The sequence below is a fragment of the Acidovorax sp. genome (genome assembly GCF_046314175.1).
GTDB lineage: Bacteria > Pseudomonadota > Gammaproteobacteria > Burkholderiales > Burkholderiaceae_C > Acidovorax.
Genome location: NZ_JBKBXG010000002.1, coordinates 75,847 through 93,699, shown reverse-complemented (window position 1 = coordinate 93,699; position 17,853 = coordinate 75,847). Strand labels below are relative to the sequence as shown.

Genomic DNA, 17,853 nt, shown 5'->3' with positions numbered 1-17,853 from the left:
GGGGCGGGGCTCAGCGCGGCCGGTACATCTTGAACAATTGCTCCGGCCCCACCGTGAAGTAGTCGGCCGGGCCACCGCCACGCAGGATGTGGCCCGCGCCTGCGGTGTCATACACCCCGTCTTTGAGCAGTGCCTTGTCAATGTGCACGGCCACCACTTCACCCAGCACCAGCCAGGTGTCCACCGTGGCTCCGTCCACGCCCTGCAGCTGCAGGATCTGCGTGCTGCGGCATTCAAAGGTCACCGGGCTTTGCGCCACGCGCGGCGGGCGCACGCGGGTGGAGGGCAGGGGGGTGAGGCCCGTCAGTGCAAACTCGCTCACCTCGGGTGGCACGGCAGCGCAGGTCTGGTTCATCACCTCGGCCAGATCGCGCGTGGCCAGGTTCCACACGAACTCGCCGGTCTCTTGCACATTGCGCACCGTGTCCTTGAAGCCAATGCTGGCAAAGCCCACGATGGGCGGCACGTAGTTGAAGGCGTTAAAAAAGCTGTAGGGCGCCAGGTTAGTGGCGCCCTGCGCGTTCTGCGTGGAGATCCAGCCAATGGGGCGCGGCCCCACGATGGCGTTGAACGGGTCGTGCGGCAGGCCGTGGCCCTGGCGGGGTTCGTAGCTGTGGGTGTCGCGGGGGCGTGGGGCGGTGGTCATGGGCAGCGCAGAAAGAGGTGCGTTGGTGGTGGGTGAGCGGTTGCTGTTTGGGCAAGCCTGCCACCTTACCCGGGCGTTGCCATTGCTGCTTGCCGCAGGTTTGGCAAATTGCTATTGTATTGATAGCTGGTAGCGCTTTCCAGATAAGCGCTAGAGGTCAATTTCATTCGAATTCTGATTGAAGCGACCGCTGGCGAACTGCGGTGCAGATGTCACACCACTGAAGGACATCACGCCCGCCGCTTGTCAGAACCCTGACGAAATCTCTTCGGCGCGGTCACATTCGGCAACAATGCTCGTCGTACCACCAAGAACGCGTCCGCAATTGTTTCGCCTCGAAACGTAGGTCAATACGTTCTAACTCCATGAGCCAGCCCACTTTGCCCACTGCCGAGCCGTTGCCTGCGCCCCGTTCCGGGACGCTGGACCGCCTGCGCGGGGCTGTGCACCAGCTGGCCCAGGCCGAGCGCCTGCAGCGCGCGCTGTTTGCCATCGCTGATCTGGCGGGCGCGGACCTGAGCATGCGCGCCATGCTGGAGCAGTTGCACGCCATCGTGGGCACCCTGATGTACGCGCGCAACCTGTTCATGGCGCTGCACGACCCTGACGCCGACACGCTGGAGTTCATCTACTTCGTGGACGAAGCCAGCGTCGACATCCCCACGCTGAGCGTGCCCATCCCCATGTCGGACATGCACCAGTCGCTCACCTGGCACCTGGTGCGTGGTGGCAAGACGCTGCGCGGGTCGATGAATGCCCTGGCTCAGCAGATGGACGGCCAGCTCAAAGCGCTGGGCGCCCATTCGTCCGACTGGCTGGGCGTGCCGTTGCGCGATGGTGCCCAGGTGCGTGGCGTACTGGTGGTGCAAAGCTACGACCAGCCCGGGCGCTACGGCCCCGAGGACCAGGAACTGCTGGAGTTTGTGGCCAGCCATGTGCTGACCGCCCTGCAGCGCAAGCAGGCCCGCCAGGATCTGGAACGTGCCGTGACGGTGGGCACCGCCGAGCTGGCCCGCATGAACCAGGCCCTGCACGCCGAGGTGGCGCGCCGCCAGCGGGGCGAACGCCTGCAAGCCGCGCTGTACCGCATTGCCGAGCGCGCCAACGACCTCGGCCCCGTGCAGGACTTTTATCGCGCCGTGCACCACAGCGTGGGCGAGCTGATCAATGCGCGCAATTTCTACATCGCCCTGCTGTCCGACGACGGCAGCGAGCTGCGGTTTCCGTACTACGTGGACGAAAAACAGATCGGCACCAAGGTCCGGCCGCTGGGCAAAGGGCTGACCGAATACGTGCTGCACCGGGGCCAGCCCTTGCTCACGTCGGCGGCGGAGATTGACCGTCTGGCAGAAGACGGCGCCATTACCAAAAGCGGGCCCAGCTCCCGCTCGTGGGTGGGCGTGCCGCTGGTGTGCGAGGGCCGTGCGCTGGGCGTGGTGGCCGTGCAAAGCTACCAGCCCGACGTGACCTATACCGAGCGCGACCGCGACCTGCTGGGTTTTGTGTCGCACCAGATCGCCAGCAGCCTGGTGCGCCGCCGCACCACCGAATCACTGCGCCTGGCCAATGCCGAGCTGGAGCAGCGCGTGGCCGAGCGCACGGCCGAGCTGCAAGAGCAGATCGGCGTGCGCCGCCGCGTGGAAGCGCAGCTCAAGCACGAGGCGCTGCATGACGCGCTGACCGGCCTGCCCAACCGCAGCTATTTGCTGGAGCGGCTGGACTGGCTGCAAAGCCGCCTGCACCGCCACCCCGACCAGCGCTTTGCGGTGATGTTCATCGACGTGGACCGCTTCAAGCTCATCAACGACAGCATGGGCCACCACGCGGGCGACGCCGTGCTGCGCGAGATTGGTCGCCGCCTGTCGAGCGTGTTGCGCGCGCCTGACATGGTGGCGCGTGTGGGCGGCGACGAGTTTGCCGTGCTGGTGGCTGACTCGCCCGCCGCCGAACCTGCCGTGCGCATTGCCCGGCGCATGCTGGAGGTGCTGGACGAGCCCATGTTGGTGGAGGGCAAGCGCCTGTTCGCATCGGCCAGCATTGGCATATCGCTGTGCGACCGCGCCCAGCCCACCGCCACCGACCTGCTGCGCAACGCCGACACCGCCATGTACCGCGCCAAGGTCAACGGCCGTCGCCGGTTCGAGCTGTACGACGAGCACCTGCACAGCGACGCGCTGCGCGTGCTCGACCTGGAAAACGCGCTGTGGGTGGCCGTCAAAGAGCGGCAGTTTGAGCCGTTCTTCCAGCCCATCGTGTCGCTGCTGGACGGACGCGTGCTGGGCTACGAGGCCCTGGCCCGCTGGCACCATCCCACCGAAGGCCTGCTGGCCCCCGACTCCTTTGTGCATGTGGCGGAAGACAGCGGCAGCATGGAGGCGATCGACTGGCAGATCTTTGAGCAGTCCTGCACCGCCATGGTCCAGATGGCCGACTTTGCCGGGTACCTGAGCGTGAACGTGGCCCCGCGCCACTTTCGCAACCCTGTGTTCTGCGACCGCATGCTGCAACTGCTGGCCGACACCGGCCTGCCGCCGCAGCGCCTGTGCCTGGAGATCACCGAAGGCGCCCTCATCGAAGACCCCGAGCACACCAGCACCGTGTTGCACACGCTGCGCAGCCACGGCATGGCCCTGGCGCTGGATGACTTTGGCACGGGCTACTCATCGCTGGGCTACCTGCACCGCCTGCCGCTGCTCACCCTCAAGATCGACCGCAGCTTTGTAGAGCCGCTGGGGGGCCGGGGCAGGGGCGGCAGCGCGGGTGCGCAGGGCACTGAAGGCGACAACGAAGCCGGTCGGGACCCCAACAGCAACCCCAACGGCGCCGCCAGCAGCACCGGCGCCCCCGCCAACCCCAGCGCCGCCGTGGTCCGCGCCGTGCTGGCCCTGGCCGGATCGCTGGGCCTGAACGTGGTGGCCGAAGGCATCGAAACCCCCGCGCAGCAAAGCGCCTTGCTGGCATTGGGCTGCACGCAGGGCCAGGGGTATCTTTTTGGCCGCCCTGCGCCACTGCACCCGACCATCCTGATTGAGTAGCGCGGTCAGTCGCTTGCTACTGTATTGGTAGCTGTTAGCGCTTTATGGATAAGCGCTAGAGCGTGTTTTGAGTTGAATTTTTCGGCCAAACCCTCTCCCCCCTCCCTTTCCCAAAAGGGGCGAGGGATCAATGCCCCAACACCACTTCAGTGATCTGCTCCATCAACCGTTCTTTCCCATAAACCAGCTCGGCGGCTGCCCCATGGCGGCCTTGAACATCGCAGAAAACGCACTCTCGCTGGCATAGCCGCTGGCCGCCGCCACCTGGCCTACCGGTTCTCCGCGCGCCAGGCGGGGCAGGGCGTGGGCCAGCACCGCCTGTTTGCGCCATTGGGCAAAGCCCATGCCGAACTGGCCACGGAACAGCCTGGCCAGCGTGCGTTCGCTGGCGCCACTGTCGGCCGCCCAGTCCTGCAGCGTGGCGTAGCGGCCGGGCGCATCCAGCACCGCCTGGCACACGGCACGCAGGCGCTTGTCGCTGTGCGGGCCGGGCAGCGGCACACCCAGGGCCAGGCTCTCGGCGTGGCCGATTTCATCCAGCACCAGCGCCGTCAGAGCTGCTTCGCGTGCGGGCGCTGGGGCCGGTCCGCCCACCGGGTCCAGGGCGGAGACCAGCTCGCGCAGCAGTGGCGTCACCGCCATCACCCGGCAGCCCGACCAGTCGGGCGGCACCACGCTCGGGTCGATGTACAGCGTGCGAAACGCCGCCGCCTCCAGCACCGCCACCGCATGCAGCGCGCCGGGCGCAATCAGCACCGCGCGCGAGGGCGGCACGATGTACGACGTGGGGGCTGTGGGCGCATGCAGGTTCACCTGGATCACACCGCTGGCGCAATACGCCAGCTGCGCCCAGGCGTGGCGATGCGGCTCGAAATGGCTGTCCACCGGCATCTCGCGCGCCCGCACGCGCACCGGGCGCGCCGGGGTGGGCGTGAAGGGGTCGGTGTCGCCCAGCGGGGCGGGTTGCAGTTTGCGGGGCAGGGCCATGGTGGATAGGGCGCTATGGGGCTCAATGACGTGCAACAGGCATTTGGCGCAAATTCGCAGAAAGCTGTCGTTCCGTCGCATTCCAGAAAAGCGGCCGCAATACTACGATGCCGCCATGACCTCTGCAACCGCCGCCAGCCTGCCCGCCCCCACCCCTTTGCGCGCTGACGCCAGCGTCATCGGCCTGGTCGGCATTGCCCACCTCATCAGCCACTACAGCCAGCTGCTGCTGGCCCCGCTGTTCCCCTGGCTCAAGGACGCCTTCCAGGTCGGGTACACCGAACTGGGCTTCCTCATGACGATCTTTTTCGTGGTGTCGTGCGCTGTGCAGGCGGGCTCGGGCTTTGTGGTGGACCGCTTCGGACCCCGGCCCATCCTGTTCGGCGGCCTGGCCCTGCTCAGCTTGGCGGCGTTTGGTTTTGCGGCCAGCACCAGCTACGCCATGCTGGCCGGGTTCTCGGTGCTGGCGGGTATCGGCAATGGCGTGTTTCACCCGGTGGACTACACACTGCTCAACCGGCGCGTCAGCCCGTCGCGCCTGGGCCATGCGTACAGCGTGCACGGCATCACCGGCAGCCTGGGCTGGGCGCTGGCCCCCGCCATGCTGGTGCCGATTGCCATTGCTACGTCATGGCGCGTGGCACTCGTGTGTGCGGGCGTGCTGTCGTTCTCGGTGCTGCTGGTGTTGCTATTCAGCCGCCGCCACCTGGCGCTGCCGCCAGTGCCATCCACCAGCGCAGCGTCCCACCCATCTGCCGTGCCCGGTGCTGCCGCGCAGGGCAATTTCGCCTTCTTGCGCATCCCGGCCGTGTGGATGTGTTTTGCGTTTTTCTTCTTCTACGCGGTGGCGCTGAACGTGGTGCAGGCCTTCGCACCCGAAGCCGCGCGCCAGCTGCACGCCGTGCCCGTGGCACTGGCGGCCATGTGCCTCACCGTCTACATGGTGGCCAGCGCGGGCGGCATGGTGCTGGGCGGCTTTTTGGCGGCGGACCCGAGCCGCTGCGAGCGCATCGTCGGCGTCGGTTTTGGTCTGGCTGCGTGCGTGGCAGTGGCGTTGGCCCTGATGCCGGTGCCCGGTGTTCTGGTGCCCGTGCTGTTTGGCGTGATGGGCTTTTGCGCCGGCATTGCAGGCCCCTCGCGCGACCTGCTGGTCAAACGCTCCACCCCCGAAGGCTCCACCGGCCGCGTCTACGGCGTCGTGTACGCGGGCCTTGATATCGGCCAGGCCCTGTCGCCGCTGCTGTTCGGCGTGCTGCTGGACCAAGGCCGCTTCAGCGCCGTGCTGCTGGGGCTGGCCGTGGTGCAGGGGGTGTTGATTGCGAGCGCGTTCAATGTGCGGCGGGTGCGCCGGACGGCGGCGGTGCCAGCGCAAGCGGCATGATGGACGAGGGCGGTGGTGAACTGGTGCCAGCAAGCAGGCGCCTTGTTCCGTTTCCAAGCCGCGGTTCCGCAACAATCAGCAAGCCTCAAATCGTCAGGTAGGACGGCACATTTTTGCGGCCTACATTCGCCCGACTCATTCAAACTCAATCGCTGAATGGACTCCCCTATGAACCACCGCAGCAGCACCAGTGCACCGAACGATGGTGACTTCGCCTCCTACGTGGAGGGTATGCAAAAGTCATCTGATCGGGGATCCCAGCCATTGGCGGAGGTTTCCGGGAACGCGGGCCATTCCGCAGATCCTCTGAATCAGAGCATCGAAGACATTCTTGTTCGCGGCGAGGATCCAACCGACGAGTTCCTCGAAGAATGGAACGAGATCCACAATGCGCCAGAACTCTCAGATGAAGAGCTTGCCAGGCAGGCCCTGAGCGCTCCTGGAGATGACGGTGACCCGAACACGCCCGAATGAGGGTTCAGGGCGCAGTTTCAGTAGACGCTGCTCTTTCCGTTGAGACCGGGTGGGTGCCCCGTCCCAGCAAAGCATTCATGAATGTGTTGCAATCGCCCGGCGTTAGTCGGCTCGTCGTCTGAATCGGTCAGTACCGGTCCGTACGTTACGCAAGCCTCTTCACCCGCACACACCTCTTCCATGACCTCACCCATTTACAACGCCAGCATCCCCGTCTTCCGCCAGATGCTGAGCTCGCTCAAAGACATCCTGGCCAAGACCGAGGCGCATGCCACAGCCCGCAAGATCGAGCCCGACGCGCTGCTGCAGGCGCGCTTGTTCCCTGACATGTTCCCTCTGGCACGGCAGGTGCTGATCGCATGCGACTTCGCCAAGGGCGTGTCGGCGCGGCTGGCGGGTGTGGAGGTGCCTTCGTTCCCCGACGCAGAACGTCCCGGGTTTGCCGATCTGAATGCGCGCATTGATCAAATCCTTGCGTTCATCGACGGCCTGCCGGTAGACCGGTTTGCCGACGCCGCCACGCGCCAGGTCACCATCCAGCCCGGCACACCGCGCGAAAAGCAGTTTGTGGGCGAGCACTACCTGCTGCACTACGGCCTGCCGCAGTTCTTCTTTCACGTCACTACGGCGTATGCACTGGTGCGCCATAACGGGGTGGAACTGGGCAAGCGGGATTACATGGGTAAGTACTAACCCGAAACCCTGTGGCGGCACGGTTCAGGCAGCTATTGCAATCCGTGCAATACGCATGCCGGAAAACGGAGCGCCGCTTCAGCGAAGTTGTGGCCTTGGGGCTATCACTGGGGAGCCCCCGGGTTTGCAGGAGACGGTCTGCGCGCGGTAGTTGTTGGCTTCACTGCGTTAGATCGAAATTCTTCTCCAGAAGCCCTTCGCATTTCTCGCAGTACAGGTAGGTCGTTCTTGGCCCCGACTCGATGGCGCCCCAGCCGGTGGAGTTGTCGATGGTCAACCGGTATGCCTTGCGTTCATTGACGATCACAAATCCCTCGGCTGAGCAGTCGCCCTGGACGAGTGCGCGGCTGTAGTTCGTGCCGGTGCTCGCTGCGGCATGCTTCAGAAAATAGGCCATGCGGGCTTCATCCACTACGGTGTCTTGGCAGCTTGCGGCGGCGCCGATGCTGGCGCGTGCCACCGGGCTCTTCACCACATAGCGGACGGTTGCGTGGGGCGACATCACGGGATGCGTCTGGGCAATGGCGGCTGGCCCTGCAAGTAGAAGGAGGCACAGCGTTGATGCTAGTGGTGGCGATTTGTGACTCATCGTTGGTAGAAGTGCAATCGTAGGCAAGATTTGGACAAATATTGAGCCAAATTGGCCTCTAGCGCTTGTCCATAAAGCGCTAATAGCTCCTAAATCAATAGCTAATGCGCTCTCGCCGCTTGCGATGGGCGCAGGCCGCACATCCTGGGGGCATTCGGGCAAGCCACAAAACAGTGAGGTGGCGCAAGACAAGCCACGCGGTGAGCGCCGCGCTGGGGTGGCCATGCAGCGGTCAATGTAAATTTTTTCGGCGCAGTTCAGTGCCGAGAAGATCTCAACTTCGGCGTATCCCTCAAAACCCGCAGCTTCGATCCATTGGCAGGTTTTCTTCAGCTCAACCACGCCGTCACTCATCTTGCCCCGGTCGCCCAACACGACGCGCGGGTGGGCAGGCGCCACTCGCAGACGTGGAAGTCCAGCAGGCGCTCTTTGGCGGGGGTGTCGGTGTCTTTGGTCATGCCCCAACAATTCACCTTCTGGTTGACAAGGTCGGATGCGGGAGGGTTCTCGGGTGCGCGGTGGGGCGGTTGCAATGTGCGCGCGGTGCTGGGCGAGAGGACTTGGGGTCGACCGCGAGCTGCGGGGCTCTTAAAGACGGCTTCCCGGCTCAGCGCGCCGCCTTGGACTTTGGCGCCCTGCCAGCTGCGGGGCGCTGCTCGCACGCCAGCGTTTTGAGCAGGCCAGTGAATGTGGCGGTCGGCCCTACGTTGTCCTCGGCGCGGTATACCAGTGTCAGCGGCACATCCAGCCGCCCTTCGTCCACCAGGGGCCGGTAGGCAATGGCGTGGCGGTGCACGCCCAGCATGGACGTGGGGACGACAGAAATGCCGGTGCCTGCGGCCACCAGGTTCAGGTTGGTCAGCATGCGAGCGACCTCGGCCACCACGCGGGGTTGGACGCCGTGCTCGGCACACAGGGCCAGCAGGTTGGCGTACAGGCCCGGGGCACCCGGGCGGCGCACCAGAATCATGGGCTCGCCCTCCAGGTCGGCAATCTGAATGGGCAGTGGCTTGCCGCGCCGTTGGCGCAACGCCAGCGGATGGTCAATGGGCATGGCCACCATGGCGGGCTCGTGCTGCAAGGTGTCAAAGGCCAGCCCTGGAGGGTGCGCCACTGGCACGCGTAGCAGGCCACAGTGCAGGCGGCCATCGGCCACGGCTTCGGTGATCTCGGCAGCGTTGTTCTCGCCAATCTCCAGCACCAGGCCCGGGTGGCGCGCACGGCACTCGCGCAACGCAAACGGTGTGAATTCATGCGCCGCGGCCGAGCTGGTGAACGCAATGGCCAGCCGCCCGGTCTTGCCGTCGGCCAGCAGCTTCATGCGGCTTTTCAGTGCATCAAAGTCATGTACTAGGCGTGTGGCGTCGGCCTGCAATGCGCGCCCGGCTTCGGTCAGCGTAACGCCCTTGGCGTGCCGCTTGAATAGCGCCAGGCCGGTGGAGTTTTCAAGGGCCTTGATCTGCTGGCTCAGCGGCGGTTGCGCCATACCCAGTTGCGCTGCGGCCTGGGTCATGTGTCCGGCCTCGGCTACGGCCAGAAAGTAGCGGAGTTGGCGGATATCCATGTCAGCCACGCCGAGTGCCAAGCACCCGCTGACGGGTGAAGTCCGGAAAAACGCGGAAGGTGTTGAAAGTCAAAGCAGTTGTCATATCCAAATCGTATCGAACTGGGACAAACCACCTATTTGACGTATTGAAACCCTGTTCCTACGATCCACGCCAAGAACAACAACCAAACCGTCCCGGAGACAACACCATGCTTGCACGCAAGTCCCTTGCAGCGCCTCTGCGCCTGACCGTGGCCGCAACGGCCACCCTGCTGGCCGCCGCCTGCGCACCCATCCCCACGCAACCCTCTGCAGCGCAGCCTCAGCGCGTGTCAGAGGCAGCACCCACCGCCACGCCGTGCCCCAAAGATGTAGCGTCCATCGCCCGGTGCCTGTTGGGCCAGGACTCTGCGGGTGCTTACTACCTCATCGTGGTGCCGCAGGCCTGGAACGGCCATCTGGTCATGCACGCCCATGGCGGGCCCACGCTGGGCGCGCCGAAGGCCGAGCGCACAGTGGAAGACCTGGAGCGCTGGTCGATCATGGTGCGCGCCGGATATGCGTGGGCGGCCAGCACCTTCCGCCAGGGCGGCGTAGAGGTGCGCGCAGCCGCTGAAGACACGGAACGTTTGCGGCAGATTTTTGTGCAGCATGTGGCCCAGCCCAAGCGCACCATCCTGCACGGCCAGTCGTGGGGCGCGGGCGTGGCGGCCAAAGGGGCGGAGATGTTCCAGCGCACGGCAGACGGTAAGCTGCCGTATGACGCGGTGCTGCTGACCAGTGGCGTGCTGGCCGGGGGCTCGCGTTCGTACGACTTCCGCACCGATCTGCGGGTGGTCTACCAGCACCTGTGCAACAACCACCCGAGGCCTACAGAGGTCGCCTACCCGCTCAACATCGGATTGCCCCGCGACGCAACGATGACGCAGGCCGACCTGCAGGCCCGGTTGAACGAATGCCTGGCCCTGAACAAGCCGGCGGCAGAACGCACGCCCGAGCAGCAGCGCAAGGTGAAGACCCTCGTGGACGTGATCCGCGTTCCCGCCAGTTCGATCCGCAGCCATATGAACTGGGCCACGTTTCACTACCGGGACGTGGTGCAGTACCGCACAGGCGGCGCCAGCCCCTTTGGCAACATGGGTGTGCAGTACAAGGGATCGCAGGACGACGCCGCGCTCAACGCCGCCGTGCTGCGCTACCGCGCAGACCCCGCTGCCGTGGCCCGATTTGCCGAGGACACTGATCTGACTGGGCGCATTCCGGTGCCCGTGCTGACCGTCAAAGGGGTGGACGACCCGACTGCCTTGGTCGAACTCGATGCTTACTTCAAGACCACCATGGAGCGCGGTGGCAGCGCCGCCCGGCTGGTGCAGACCTTCACAAAGCACGACACCCACAGTTACCTGAGCGACCCCACGTACCCCACGCTGATGACGGCGCTGTTAGGCTGGGTGAATGACGGGGTCAAGCCCACACCTGAAGGGATTGCCCGGCAGTGTGCGGGCATGGAAGCTGAGTTTGGCAAAGGCTGCGCGTTCTTGCCGGACTACTTGCCTGCTGCGCTGAACACCCGCGTGGCAGACCGCGAACGGCCTTGAGGCCCCGAGGGGATGTCTGCGTCGCTCCCTGCTGTGACGCTGTGCAGGGAACTACCTGCGCAAGGCCATTTACAAGCAAAGCTAAAGCGCCATAAAAAAGGCCCCGACAAGCGGGGCCTGATGGGTAGCGCAAGGCCTGTTGCTTACGCAGCAACCGCCTTCAGCGCCTTGTTCAGCGTTGCGCTGGGGCGCATCACAGCGTCCAGCTTGGCAACATCGGGCAAGAAGTAACCACCGATATCGGCCGGCTGGCCCTGCACCGCAGCCAGCTCGGCCACGATGGTCTGCTCGTTATCCGTCAGCTGCTGGGCCAGCGGTGCGAACAGCTTGGCCAGCTCTGCATCGTCAGTCTGGGCCACCAGCTCTTGCGCCCAGTACAGCGCCAGGTAGAACTGGCTGCCACGGTTGTCCAGCTGGCCGGTCTTGGGCGAGGGGTTCTTGTTGTTGTCCAGGAGCTTGCCGGTAGCGGCGTCCAGCGTCTTGGCCAGCACTTTGGCCTTGGCGTTGCCTGTCTTCAGACCCAGGTCTTCCAGCGACACCGCCAGCGCCAGGAACTCGCCCAGCGAATCCCAGCGCAGGTGGTTTTCTTCGACCAACTGTTGCACGTGCTTGGGGGCCGAGCCGCCCGCACCCGTTTCGTACATGCCGCCACCTGCCATCAACGGGACGATGGAGAGCATCTTGGCCGAGGTGCCCAGTTCCATGATGGGGAACAGGTCGGTCAGGTAGTCGCGCAGGATGTTGCCGGTGGCGCTGATGGTGTCCTGGCCGCGGATCACGCGTTCCAGCGTGTAGCGCATGGCGCGCACCTGGCTCATGATCTGGATGTCCAGGCCGGTGGTGTTGTGCTCGTGCAGGTACATCTTGACCTTGGTGATCAGCTGCGCTTCGTGCGGGCGGTATGAGTCGAGCCAGAACACCACGGGCATGCCGGAGTTGCGGGCGCGGTTGACGGCCAGCTTCACCCAGTCGCGGATCGCGGCGTCCTTGACCTGGCACATGCGCCAGATGTCGCCTTCTTCCACGTCCTGGCTCAGCAGCACTTCGCCCGTGGCCAGATCAGTGATGTTGGCCACGCCAGCTTCAGTGATCTCAAACGTCTTGTCGTGCGATCCGTACTCTTCGGCCTGCTGGGCCATCAGGCCCACGTTGGGCACCGTGCCCATGGTCTTGGGGTCAAACGCGCCGTGCCATTTGCAGAAGTTGATGATTTCTTGATAGATGCGGGCAAAGGTCGATTCGGGCATCACAGCCTTCACGTCCTTCAGGCGGCCATCGGCGCCCCACATCTTGCCGCCGTTGCGGATCATCGCGGGCATCGATGCGTCCACGATGATGTCGTTGGGCGAGTGGAAGTTAGTGATGCCCTTGGCCGAGTCCACCATGGCCAGCTCTGGGCGGCCTTCGTGGCAGGCGTGCAGGTCTTTGAGCACTTCTTCGCGCTGGGCGGTGGGCAGCGTGGCAACCTTTTCGTACAGGTTGGCCATGCCGTTGTTCACGTTCACGCCCAGTTCTTCAAACAGCTTGCCGTGCTTGGCAAACGCGTCCTTGTAGAAGATCTTCACGCAGTGGCCGAAGACGATGGGGTGCGACACCTTCATCATGGTGGCCTTGACGTGCAGCGAGAACATCACGCCGGTCTTGCGCGCGTCTTCGATTTCCTTTTCGTAGAACTCCACGAGCGCCTTCTTGCTCATGAACATGCTGTCGATGATTTCGCGGTCGAGCAGCGAGACCTTGGGCTTGAGCAAAATCGTCTTGCCGCTCTTGGTGATCAGCTCCATCTTCACGTCACGGGCGCGGTCCAGGGTGAGGGACTTTTCGCCGTGGTAGAAGTCGCCAGCGTGCATGTGCGACACATGCGAGCGCGACGCCTGGCTCCAGTCGGCCATGCTGTGCGGATTCTTGCGTGCGTATTCCTTGACGGCCTTGGGCGCGCGGCGGTCGGAGTTGCCTTCGCGCAGCACAGGGTTCACTGCCGAGCCGATGCAACGGGCATAGCGGGCACGAACGGCCTTTTCTTCTTCGGTCTTGGGATCTTCCGGGTAGTCCGGGATGGCGTAGCCCTTGCCTTGCAGTTCCTTGATACAGGCCTGCAGCTGGCCTACGGAGGCGCTGATGTTGGGCAGCTTGATGATGTTGGCGTCAGCCTGCAGCGTCTTCTTGCCCAGCTCGGCCAGCGTGTTGGGCACCTTCTGATCGGCGGTCAGCGATTCGGGGAACTCGCCCAGAACACGGGCCGCTACCGAGATATCGCTCTCGGTCACGTTGATGCCTGCGGGCGCCGCAAACGTGCGGATGATGGGCAGGAAGGAAGCCGTGGCCAGGCGAGGTGCCTCGTCGGTCAGGGTGTAGATGATGGTCGGTTGCTGGGTCGTCATGGCTTGTCTCACGAAACGAGTATGTAAACGCCCCCGGCTGCATGGGTGAGTCACAGCGGGGCCAAACGCGGATGCTCGCTGATTCTCCCTGCTTGGCAAAGCCCCTGCCCACCGTTTTCGCAATCGAATCCCACGATGCGAAATTCATTGATCTTTATCACCATTTTTTTCGCTTTGGAGGGGGTGGCAAAGCCGGCGCGCGCCAAAAATGCTTCTGAATCTAGATGAGGCCTGTTGCCAAAGAAGTACCGCAAGAATGAGGCCCTGCATGGCATCCCGCAAGCTGATGTCACCTTAAGGGCGCAGAAGAAGAATGCTCCCGCACCTGTCCTGCCAGCACTGGAAACCGCCGTGTGGCCGGCGGCAGGGGTTGGGTGGAACCACCCGTAAACGCCCCAAACGCAGGCAGCACCAGAAGCCCCGGGTTCAACGCGAAACAAAAGGCCCTCACGCTGTCTCGTGCAAGCCCACGCAAGGTCACCGTGGGATGCCAATGGCCTGCCAGCACCGTGGCACCTGGCTCTGTCTGCGGATGGTGGCACGCCATCACTTCGGCCTCTGGCAGGGGCCGCCAAGGCTCATCGACCAGCGTCATGTGGAGCGAGGGCGGAGGGTCACCCGCATGCAGGTCGTGGTTGCCGCGCACTAGCGTCATCTGCACCAGGGCGTAGCGCTGGCGCCAGGGCAGGATCTGCTCCCAGAGCGCAGCGGCCGCCCCGCTGCGCGCATGCAAAAAGTCACCCAGAAAGACCAGGTGCTCCGCACCCGTCACGGACAGCACTTCGTCCAGCCGCGCCAGGTTGTCTGCCGTGGTGCCGTGCGGCACCGGCTGGCCCGCACGGCGGAAGGTGGCCGCCTTGCCAAAATGCACGTCGGCCACAAACGCCATGCGCGCGGCGGGCCACCACACGGCGCGCTGCGGCAGCAGCCACAGGGTGGTGCCGCAGGGCAGGGTGATGGCGTGGGCGCCTGGGGGAGGGGCGCTGGGTGAAGGGGCGAAAGAAGGGTCTGCGTTCACGGGCAAGTTCGGTCGTCGTCGTTCTCAGAATCCGTGGCGCTTTCGGGGTCGGCGGGGGCTGTCTCCCGCATCGCCTCGACGCGTGCGCCGGGGTGACGCGGCGGCGCCCTCGGCCACGTCCCAGGCCATGTCGGCCGGGCTCACGGGATGGTCGGCGAGGTGGGTGCCGGTGGTGTCGTCGGCCGCCTTCTCCAGCGCCTGCACCATGCGCGCCAGGCGGTCGGCCAGGGTCTCGGTGCTCAAGCGCTCGCGAAAGCGCTCCACCATCAGCGGCAGGGCAAACGGGGTAGGCCGCGTGAGCGCATGGATAGACAGGGTCTGCGCCTGCATGCCGCGCAAGGTGCGGGCCAGGCGCTCCATGTCCAGCTCGTTGGCCAGCAGCTCGGCGCGGGCCTGGGCCAGCAACAGGTTGTCGGGGTCGTACTGGGCGAACACGTCATAGTAAAGCGAGGACGATGCCTGCAGCTGGCGGCTGCTGCGCTGCTCGCCCGGGTGGCTCTGAAAGATGAGTCCTGCGATGCGCGCAATTTCGCGAAAGCGCCGGCGTGCCATCTCGGTCGCGTTCAGGCTGGCCAGCACTTCGTCCTCCAGCCCGCTGCCGATGGTGGTGTGCGTACCCTCGCCGATCAGGCTCGGCAGCAGTGTTGCCCAGTCCACGGGCTTGGCCGAAAGCAGCTCCAGTCCATAGTCGTTGACCGCGATGGAGAAGGTGTTGGCCACCTGCTGCGACGCGCGCCAGGCCAGCAGCCCGGCCAGACCCAGGTGCACCAGGCGCCCCGCCAGCGGGTACAGGTACAGGTGCCAGCCCTCGCGGGTGTGCAGGGTCTCGGCCACCAGGCGGCTGGGCGTGGGCAGGGCGGACCACGCCTGCTGCAACGCCAGCAGGGGCTGGGCGCATCGCATCGCGGGTGATGCGTACACGCCGCGCTCGGCCTGCTCCAGCATCTCCAGCATGGCGTCGGCCAGCGTGTTCGACAGCGGCATGCGCCCGCCGTTCCAGCGCGGCAGCGCGGCGCTGCCCTTGGGGGCGATGCGCACATAGGCCGTCATCTGCTGCGTGCGCACCAGCTCCAGCAGGCGGCCGGCGAACATGAACACATCGCCGGGCTTGAGGCGCGCGATAAAGCTCTCTTCCACCGAGCCCAGGCGCCCGCCGCTCACGAACTGCACCTGCATGCTGGCGTCGCTCATGATGGTGCCGATGTTGCTGCGGTGGCGGCGCGCCAGCCGCGCATCGGGCACGCGCCAGATGCCTCCCTCATCGGGCACCACGCGGTGAAAGTCGGGGTAGTTCGCCAGCGATGCGCCGCCCTGGCGCACGAACTGCAATGCCCACTGCCAGTCATTGTCGGAAAGCATTGCGTAGGCCGGGGCACGGCGCACTTCGGTCAGCATTTCATCGGGCACAAAGCCGCCGCCCAGCGCGATGGTGACCAGGTGCTGCACCAGCACATCCAGCGGTGCGCGGGGCGTGTGGCGGTCTTCAATGCGCCCCTCGGCCAGCGCCTGGCGGGCAGCAGCGGCTTCGACCAGCTCCAGGCTGTGCGTGGGCACCAGCGTGATGCTGCTGGTGCGCCCCGGCGCGTGGCCCGAGCGGCCAGCGCGCTGCACCAGCCGCGCCACGCCCTTGGCCGATCCGATCTGCAGCACCTGCTCCACCGGCAAAAAGTCCACGCCCAGGTCCAGGCTGGAGGTGCACACCACCGCCTTCAAAGTGCCGGCCTTGAGCCCCGCCTCGACCCAGCCGCGCACCTCGCCGCTGAGCGAGCCGTGGTGCAGCGCCAGCGTGCCCGCCCAGTCGGGCCGCGCCTCCAGCAGCGCCTGGTACCAGCGTTCGGACTGCGAGCGGGTGTTGGTGAAAACCAGTGTGGATGCGCGGGCCTCGATGGACTGCACCACTTGCGGCAGCAGCGAAAGTCCCATGTGCCCCGCCCACGCAAAGCGCTCCACGCGCGCGGGCAGCAGCACCTGCACCTGCAGCGCTTTGTCGATGCGGCCCTGCACCAGCAGCGGCCTGGCGCGGCGCGGTGCACGCGGGGGCAGTGCGGGCACCAGCGTGGCCAGTGCATCGGGCAGGTTGCCCAGCGTGGCCGACATGCCCCACACCTGCAGGCGCGGGTTCCAGCCCGTCAGCCGCGCCAGCGCCAGCTGCACCTGCACGCCGCGCTTGTTGCCCACCAGCTCGTGCCATTCGTCCACCACCACCAGCTGCACGCTGGAAAGGCGCTCGTGCGCATCGGCACGGGCCAGCAGCAGCGAGACGCTTTCGGGCGTGGTCACCAGCACCGTGGGCAGGCGCCGGTCTTGCGCGGCGCGCTCGCCGCTGGCGGTGTCGCCGGTGCGCAGGCCACTGGTCCACTGCGGGGCTAGGTCGGGCAGGGGCGCTTGCAGGGCGCGCAGCGAGTCGGATGCCAGCGCCCGCATGGGGGTGATCCACAGCACCGTCAGGGGCGGTGCGGCTGAGCGGCGTGCCCTGGGGCTCGCCTCGGGCGCGGTGGCGTGGGCTGCCAGGTGCTGCAGTGCGCCCAGCCACACCGCGTAGGTCTTTCCTGCGCCGGTGGTGGCGTGCAGAAGACCCGATCGGCCTTCACTCAGCGCTTGCCAGACTTTTTGCTGGAAGTCGAATGGTTGCCACCCCCGATCAGCCAACCAGCCGGCAGCGCTTGCCGGTGGCGTGCTCATTCTGCGCAGGGGCCGCGCGCGCGGCTCAATGCGCGGGACAGCGCCGAGGTATTGCCATACCCAGCCGTTCTGGCGGCCTCCTTCAGGCCCTTGCCCAGCTCTACGGCCCGTTGTGCCAGCGCAAGCCTGATGGCCGAAAGATACCGGCCTGGGGTCCGCCTCATCACCTTTCGAAACGTGGATGCAAACGCAGTGCGCGACATGCCCGCAGTCTCAGCCAGCCGCTCCAGCGACCAGTCGGCATCGGGCCGCTGGTGCATGGCCACCAGGGCTTTGGCAATGCGTGGGTCTGCCAGCCCGTTGAACAGGCCGGTGCCGTGCGGGCCCGGGTGCGCCACCATGTGCCGCAGCAGGCCGATGAAAAGAATGTCGCCCGCCCGATTGAGCAATGCGGGCTGGCCGCAACGCGGCGCCACCATTTCTGTCTCGATCAGCGTCATCGCTAGCCGGAGCGCCGGCTCGTCGTCTGCCAGCGGCATGACGCGGGGATCGGCAAACTCTTCCATGAAAAGGGTAGCCACCGGGCCCGTCAGCCGGGTTTGCGCGCACATGAGTTGGCCGGTGTCATCGGGGCTCAAGGTCTCGATCTGGTGGGCCTGCGCCGCGTTCACCGCCATCAGCGCCGGGCCGAGAACGTTCACGGCTGCGCCGCCAGCGTGCAACCGTACCGCACCACCGGTGAGCACGTAGACCTGTAACGTGTGCCGGGATTCCATGTGCGCAGGGGCGTTCACGCCACCTGGGCTGGTCGCGGCCAACGCGACCGCCGGGGCCAGGCCTTCCAGCAATGCAGAAAGGCGATCGAGGCGCAGGGTGTTCATTT

General features: G+C 65.7%; 13 protein-coding genes. 5 read left to right on the top strand and 8 right to left on the bottom strand.

Annotation, left to right across the window (positions count from 1 at the left end):
• Positions 1-10: 10 nt before the first annotated feature.
• Complete coding sequence (locus tag ACK4OE_RS01165) at positions 11-646, bottom strand: flavin reductase family protein (RefSeq protein ID WP_409882468.1); 636 nt, start codon at positions 644-646, stop codon at positions 11-13.
• A 365-nt stretch (positions 647-1,011) separates the two neighbouring features.
• On the opposite strand from ACK4OE_RS01165, the gene ACK4OE_RS01160 reads away from it, so the two are divergent.
• Positions 1,012-3,681 carry an EAL domain-containing protein gene (locus ACK4OE_RS01160; protein ID WP_409882467.1) on the top strand — a complete coding sequence of 890 codons (2,670 nt, stop codon included), beginning with the start codon at positions 1,012-1,014 and terminating at the stop codon, positions 3,679-3,681.
• Positions 3,682-3,843: 162 nt separating this feature from the next.
• On the opposite strand, the gene ACK4OE_RS01155 is transcribed toward ACK4OE_RS01160, so the two are convergent.
• Entirely contained in the window at positions 3,844-4,668 is an 825-nt protein-coding gene (locus ACK4OE_RS01155; RefSeq protein ID WP_409882466.1) for an AraC family transcriptional regulator, read from the bottom strand.
• Between the two features lie 115 nt (positions 4,669-4,783).
• On the opposite strand from ACK4OE_RS01155, the gene ACK4OE_RS01150 reads away from it, so the two are divergent.
• From ACK4OE_RS01150 to ACK4OE_RS01140, 3 genes are all read left to right on the top strand, one after another.
• Entirely contained in the window at positions 4,784-6,049 is a 1,266-nt protein-coding gene (locus ACK4OE_RS01150; RefSeq protein ID WP_409882465.1) for an MFS transporter, read from the top strand.
• A gap of 168 nt (positions 6,050-6,217) precedes the next feature.
• Complete coding sequence (locus tag ACK4OE_RS01145) at positions 6,218-6,523, top strand: hypothetical protein (protein WP_409882464.1); 306 nt, start codon at positions 6,218-6,220, stop codon at positions 6,521-6,523.
• Between the two features lie 180 nt (positions 6,524-6,703).
• A complete protein-coding gene (locus tag ACK4OE_RS01140) occupies positions 6,704-7,216 on the top strand; it encodes a DUF1993 family protein (RefSeq protein ID WP_409882463.1) in 513 nt (170 codons plus the stop codon).
• 160 nt (positions 7,217-7,376) lie between these two features.
• On the opposite strand, the gene ACK4OE_RS01135 is transcribed toward ACK4OE_RS01140, so the two are convergent.
• Together ACK4OE_RS01135 and ACK4OE_RS01130 are read right to left on the bottom strand one after the other, a co-directional pair.
• Entirely contained in the window at positions 7,377-7,718 is a 342-nt protein-coding gene (locus ACK4OE_RS01135) for a hypothetical protein (RefSeq protein WP_409882462.1), read from the bottom strand.
• 694 nt (positions 7,719-8,412) lie between these two features.
• Positions 8,413-9,369 (bottom strand): LysR family transcriptional regulator, encoded by a 957-nt coding sequence (locus tag ACK4OE_RS01130; protein WP_409882461.1) that lies wholly within the window; start codon positions 9,367-9,369, stop codon positions 8,413-8,415.
• 191 nt (positions 9,370-9,560) lie between these two features.
• Between ACK4OE_RS01130 and ACK4OE_RS01125 the strand changes: the two genes are divergently transcribed.
• Positions 9,561-10,949: a hypothetical protein gene (locus ACK4OE_RS01125; protein ID WP_409882460.1), complete on the top strand. Its 1,389-nt coding sequence runs from the start codon at positions 9,561-9,563 to the stop codon at positions 10,947-10,949.
• Positions 10,950-11,092: 143 nt separating this feature from the next.
• Here the strand turns inward: ACK4OE_RS01125 and ACK4OE_RS01120 are convergent, their stop codons facing one another.
• From ACK4OE_RS01120 to ACK4OE_RS01105, 4 genes are all read right to left on the bottom strand, one after another.
• Positions 11,093-13,330 (bottom strand): NADP-dependent isocitrate dehydrogenase, encoded by a 2,238-nt coding sequence (locus ACK4OE_RS01120; protein WP_409882459.1) that lies wholly within the window; start codon positions 13,328-13,330, stop codon positions 11,093-11,095.
• Positions 13,331-13,619: 289 nt separating this feature from the next.
• Positions 13,620-14,354 (bottom strand): ligase-associated DNA damage response endonuclease PdeM, encoded by a 735-nt coding sequence (gene pdeM, locus ACK4OE_RS01115; RefSeq protein ID WP_409882458.1) that lies wholly within the window; start codon positions 14,352-14,354, stop codon positions 13,620-13,622.
• 18 nt (positions 14,355-14,372) lie between these two features.
• Entirely contained in the window at positions 14,373-17,030 is a 2,658-nt protein-coding gene (locus tag ACK4OE_RS01110) for a ligase-associated DNA damage response DEXH box helicase (RefSeq protein ID WP_409882456.1), read from the bottom strand.
• Complete coding sequence (locus ACK4OE_RS01105; protein ID WP_409882455.1) at positions 17,027-17,851, bottom strand: cupin domain-containing protein; 825 nt, start codon at positions 17,849-17,851, stop codon at positions 17,027-17,029. The genes ACK4OE_RS01110 and ACK4OE_RS01105 overlap by 4 nt, the downstream gene beginning before the upstream one ends.
• Positions 17,852-17,853: the final 2 nt, after the last annotated feature.

Bases quoted from the DNA above. Each gene is read 5' to 3' on its own strand.
- ACK4OE_RS01155 (WP_409882466.1), bottom strand. From the start codon at position 4,668: ATGGCCCTGCCCCGCAAACTGCAACCCGCCCCGCTGGGCGACACCGAC.
- ACK4OE_RS01135 (WP_409882462.1), bottom strand. From the start codon at position 7,718: ATGTCGCCCCACGCAACCGTCCGCTATGTGGTGAAGAGCCCGGTGGCA.
- ACK4OE_RS01160 (WP_409882467.1), top strand. From the start codon at position 1,012: ATGAGCCAGCCCACTTTGCCCACTGCCGAGCCGTTGCCTGCGCCCCGT.
- ACK4OE_RS01125 (WP_409882460.1), top strand. From the start codon at position 9,561: ATGCTTGCACGCAAGTCCCTTGCAGCGCCTCTGCGCCTGACCGTGGCC.
- ACK4OE_RS01120 (WP_409882459.1), bottom strand. From the start codon at position 13,330: ATGACGACCCAGCAACCGACCATCATCTACACCCTGACCGACGAGGCA.
- ACK4OE_RS01140 (WP_409882463.1), top strand. From the start codon at position 6,704: ATGACCTCACCCATTTACAACGCCAGCATCCCCGTCTTCCGCCAGATG.
- ACK4OE_RS01105 (WP_409882455.1), bottom strand. From the start codon at position 17,851: ATGAACACCCTGCGCCTCGATCGCCTTTCTGCATTGCTGGAAGGCCTG.
- ACK4OE_RS01110 (WP_409882456.1), bottom strand. From the start codon at position 17,030: ATGAGCACGCCACCGGCAAGCGCTGCCGGCTGGTTGGCTGATCGGGGG.
- ACK4OE_RS01130 (WP_409882461.1), bottom strand. From the start codon at position 9,369: ATGGATATCCGCCAACTCCGCTACTTTCTGGCCGTAGCCGAGGCCGGA.
- ACK4OE_RS01145 (WP_409882464.1), top strand. From the start codon at position 6,218: ATGAACCACCGCAGCAGCACCAGTGCACCGAACGATGGTGACTTCGCC.
- ACK4OE_RS01150 (WP_409882465.1), top strand. From the start codon at position 4,784: ATGACCTCTGCAACCGCCGCCAGCCTGCCCGCCCCCACCCCTTTGCGC.
- ACK4OE_RS01165 (WP_409882468.1), bottom strand. From the start codon at position 646: ATGACCACCGCCCCACGCCCCCGCGACACCCACAGCTACGAACCCCGC.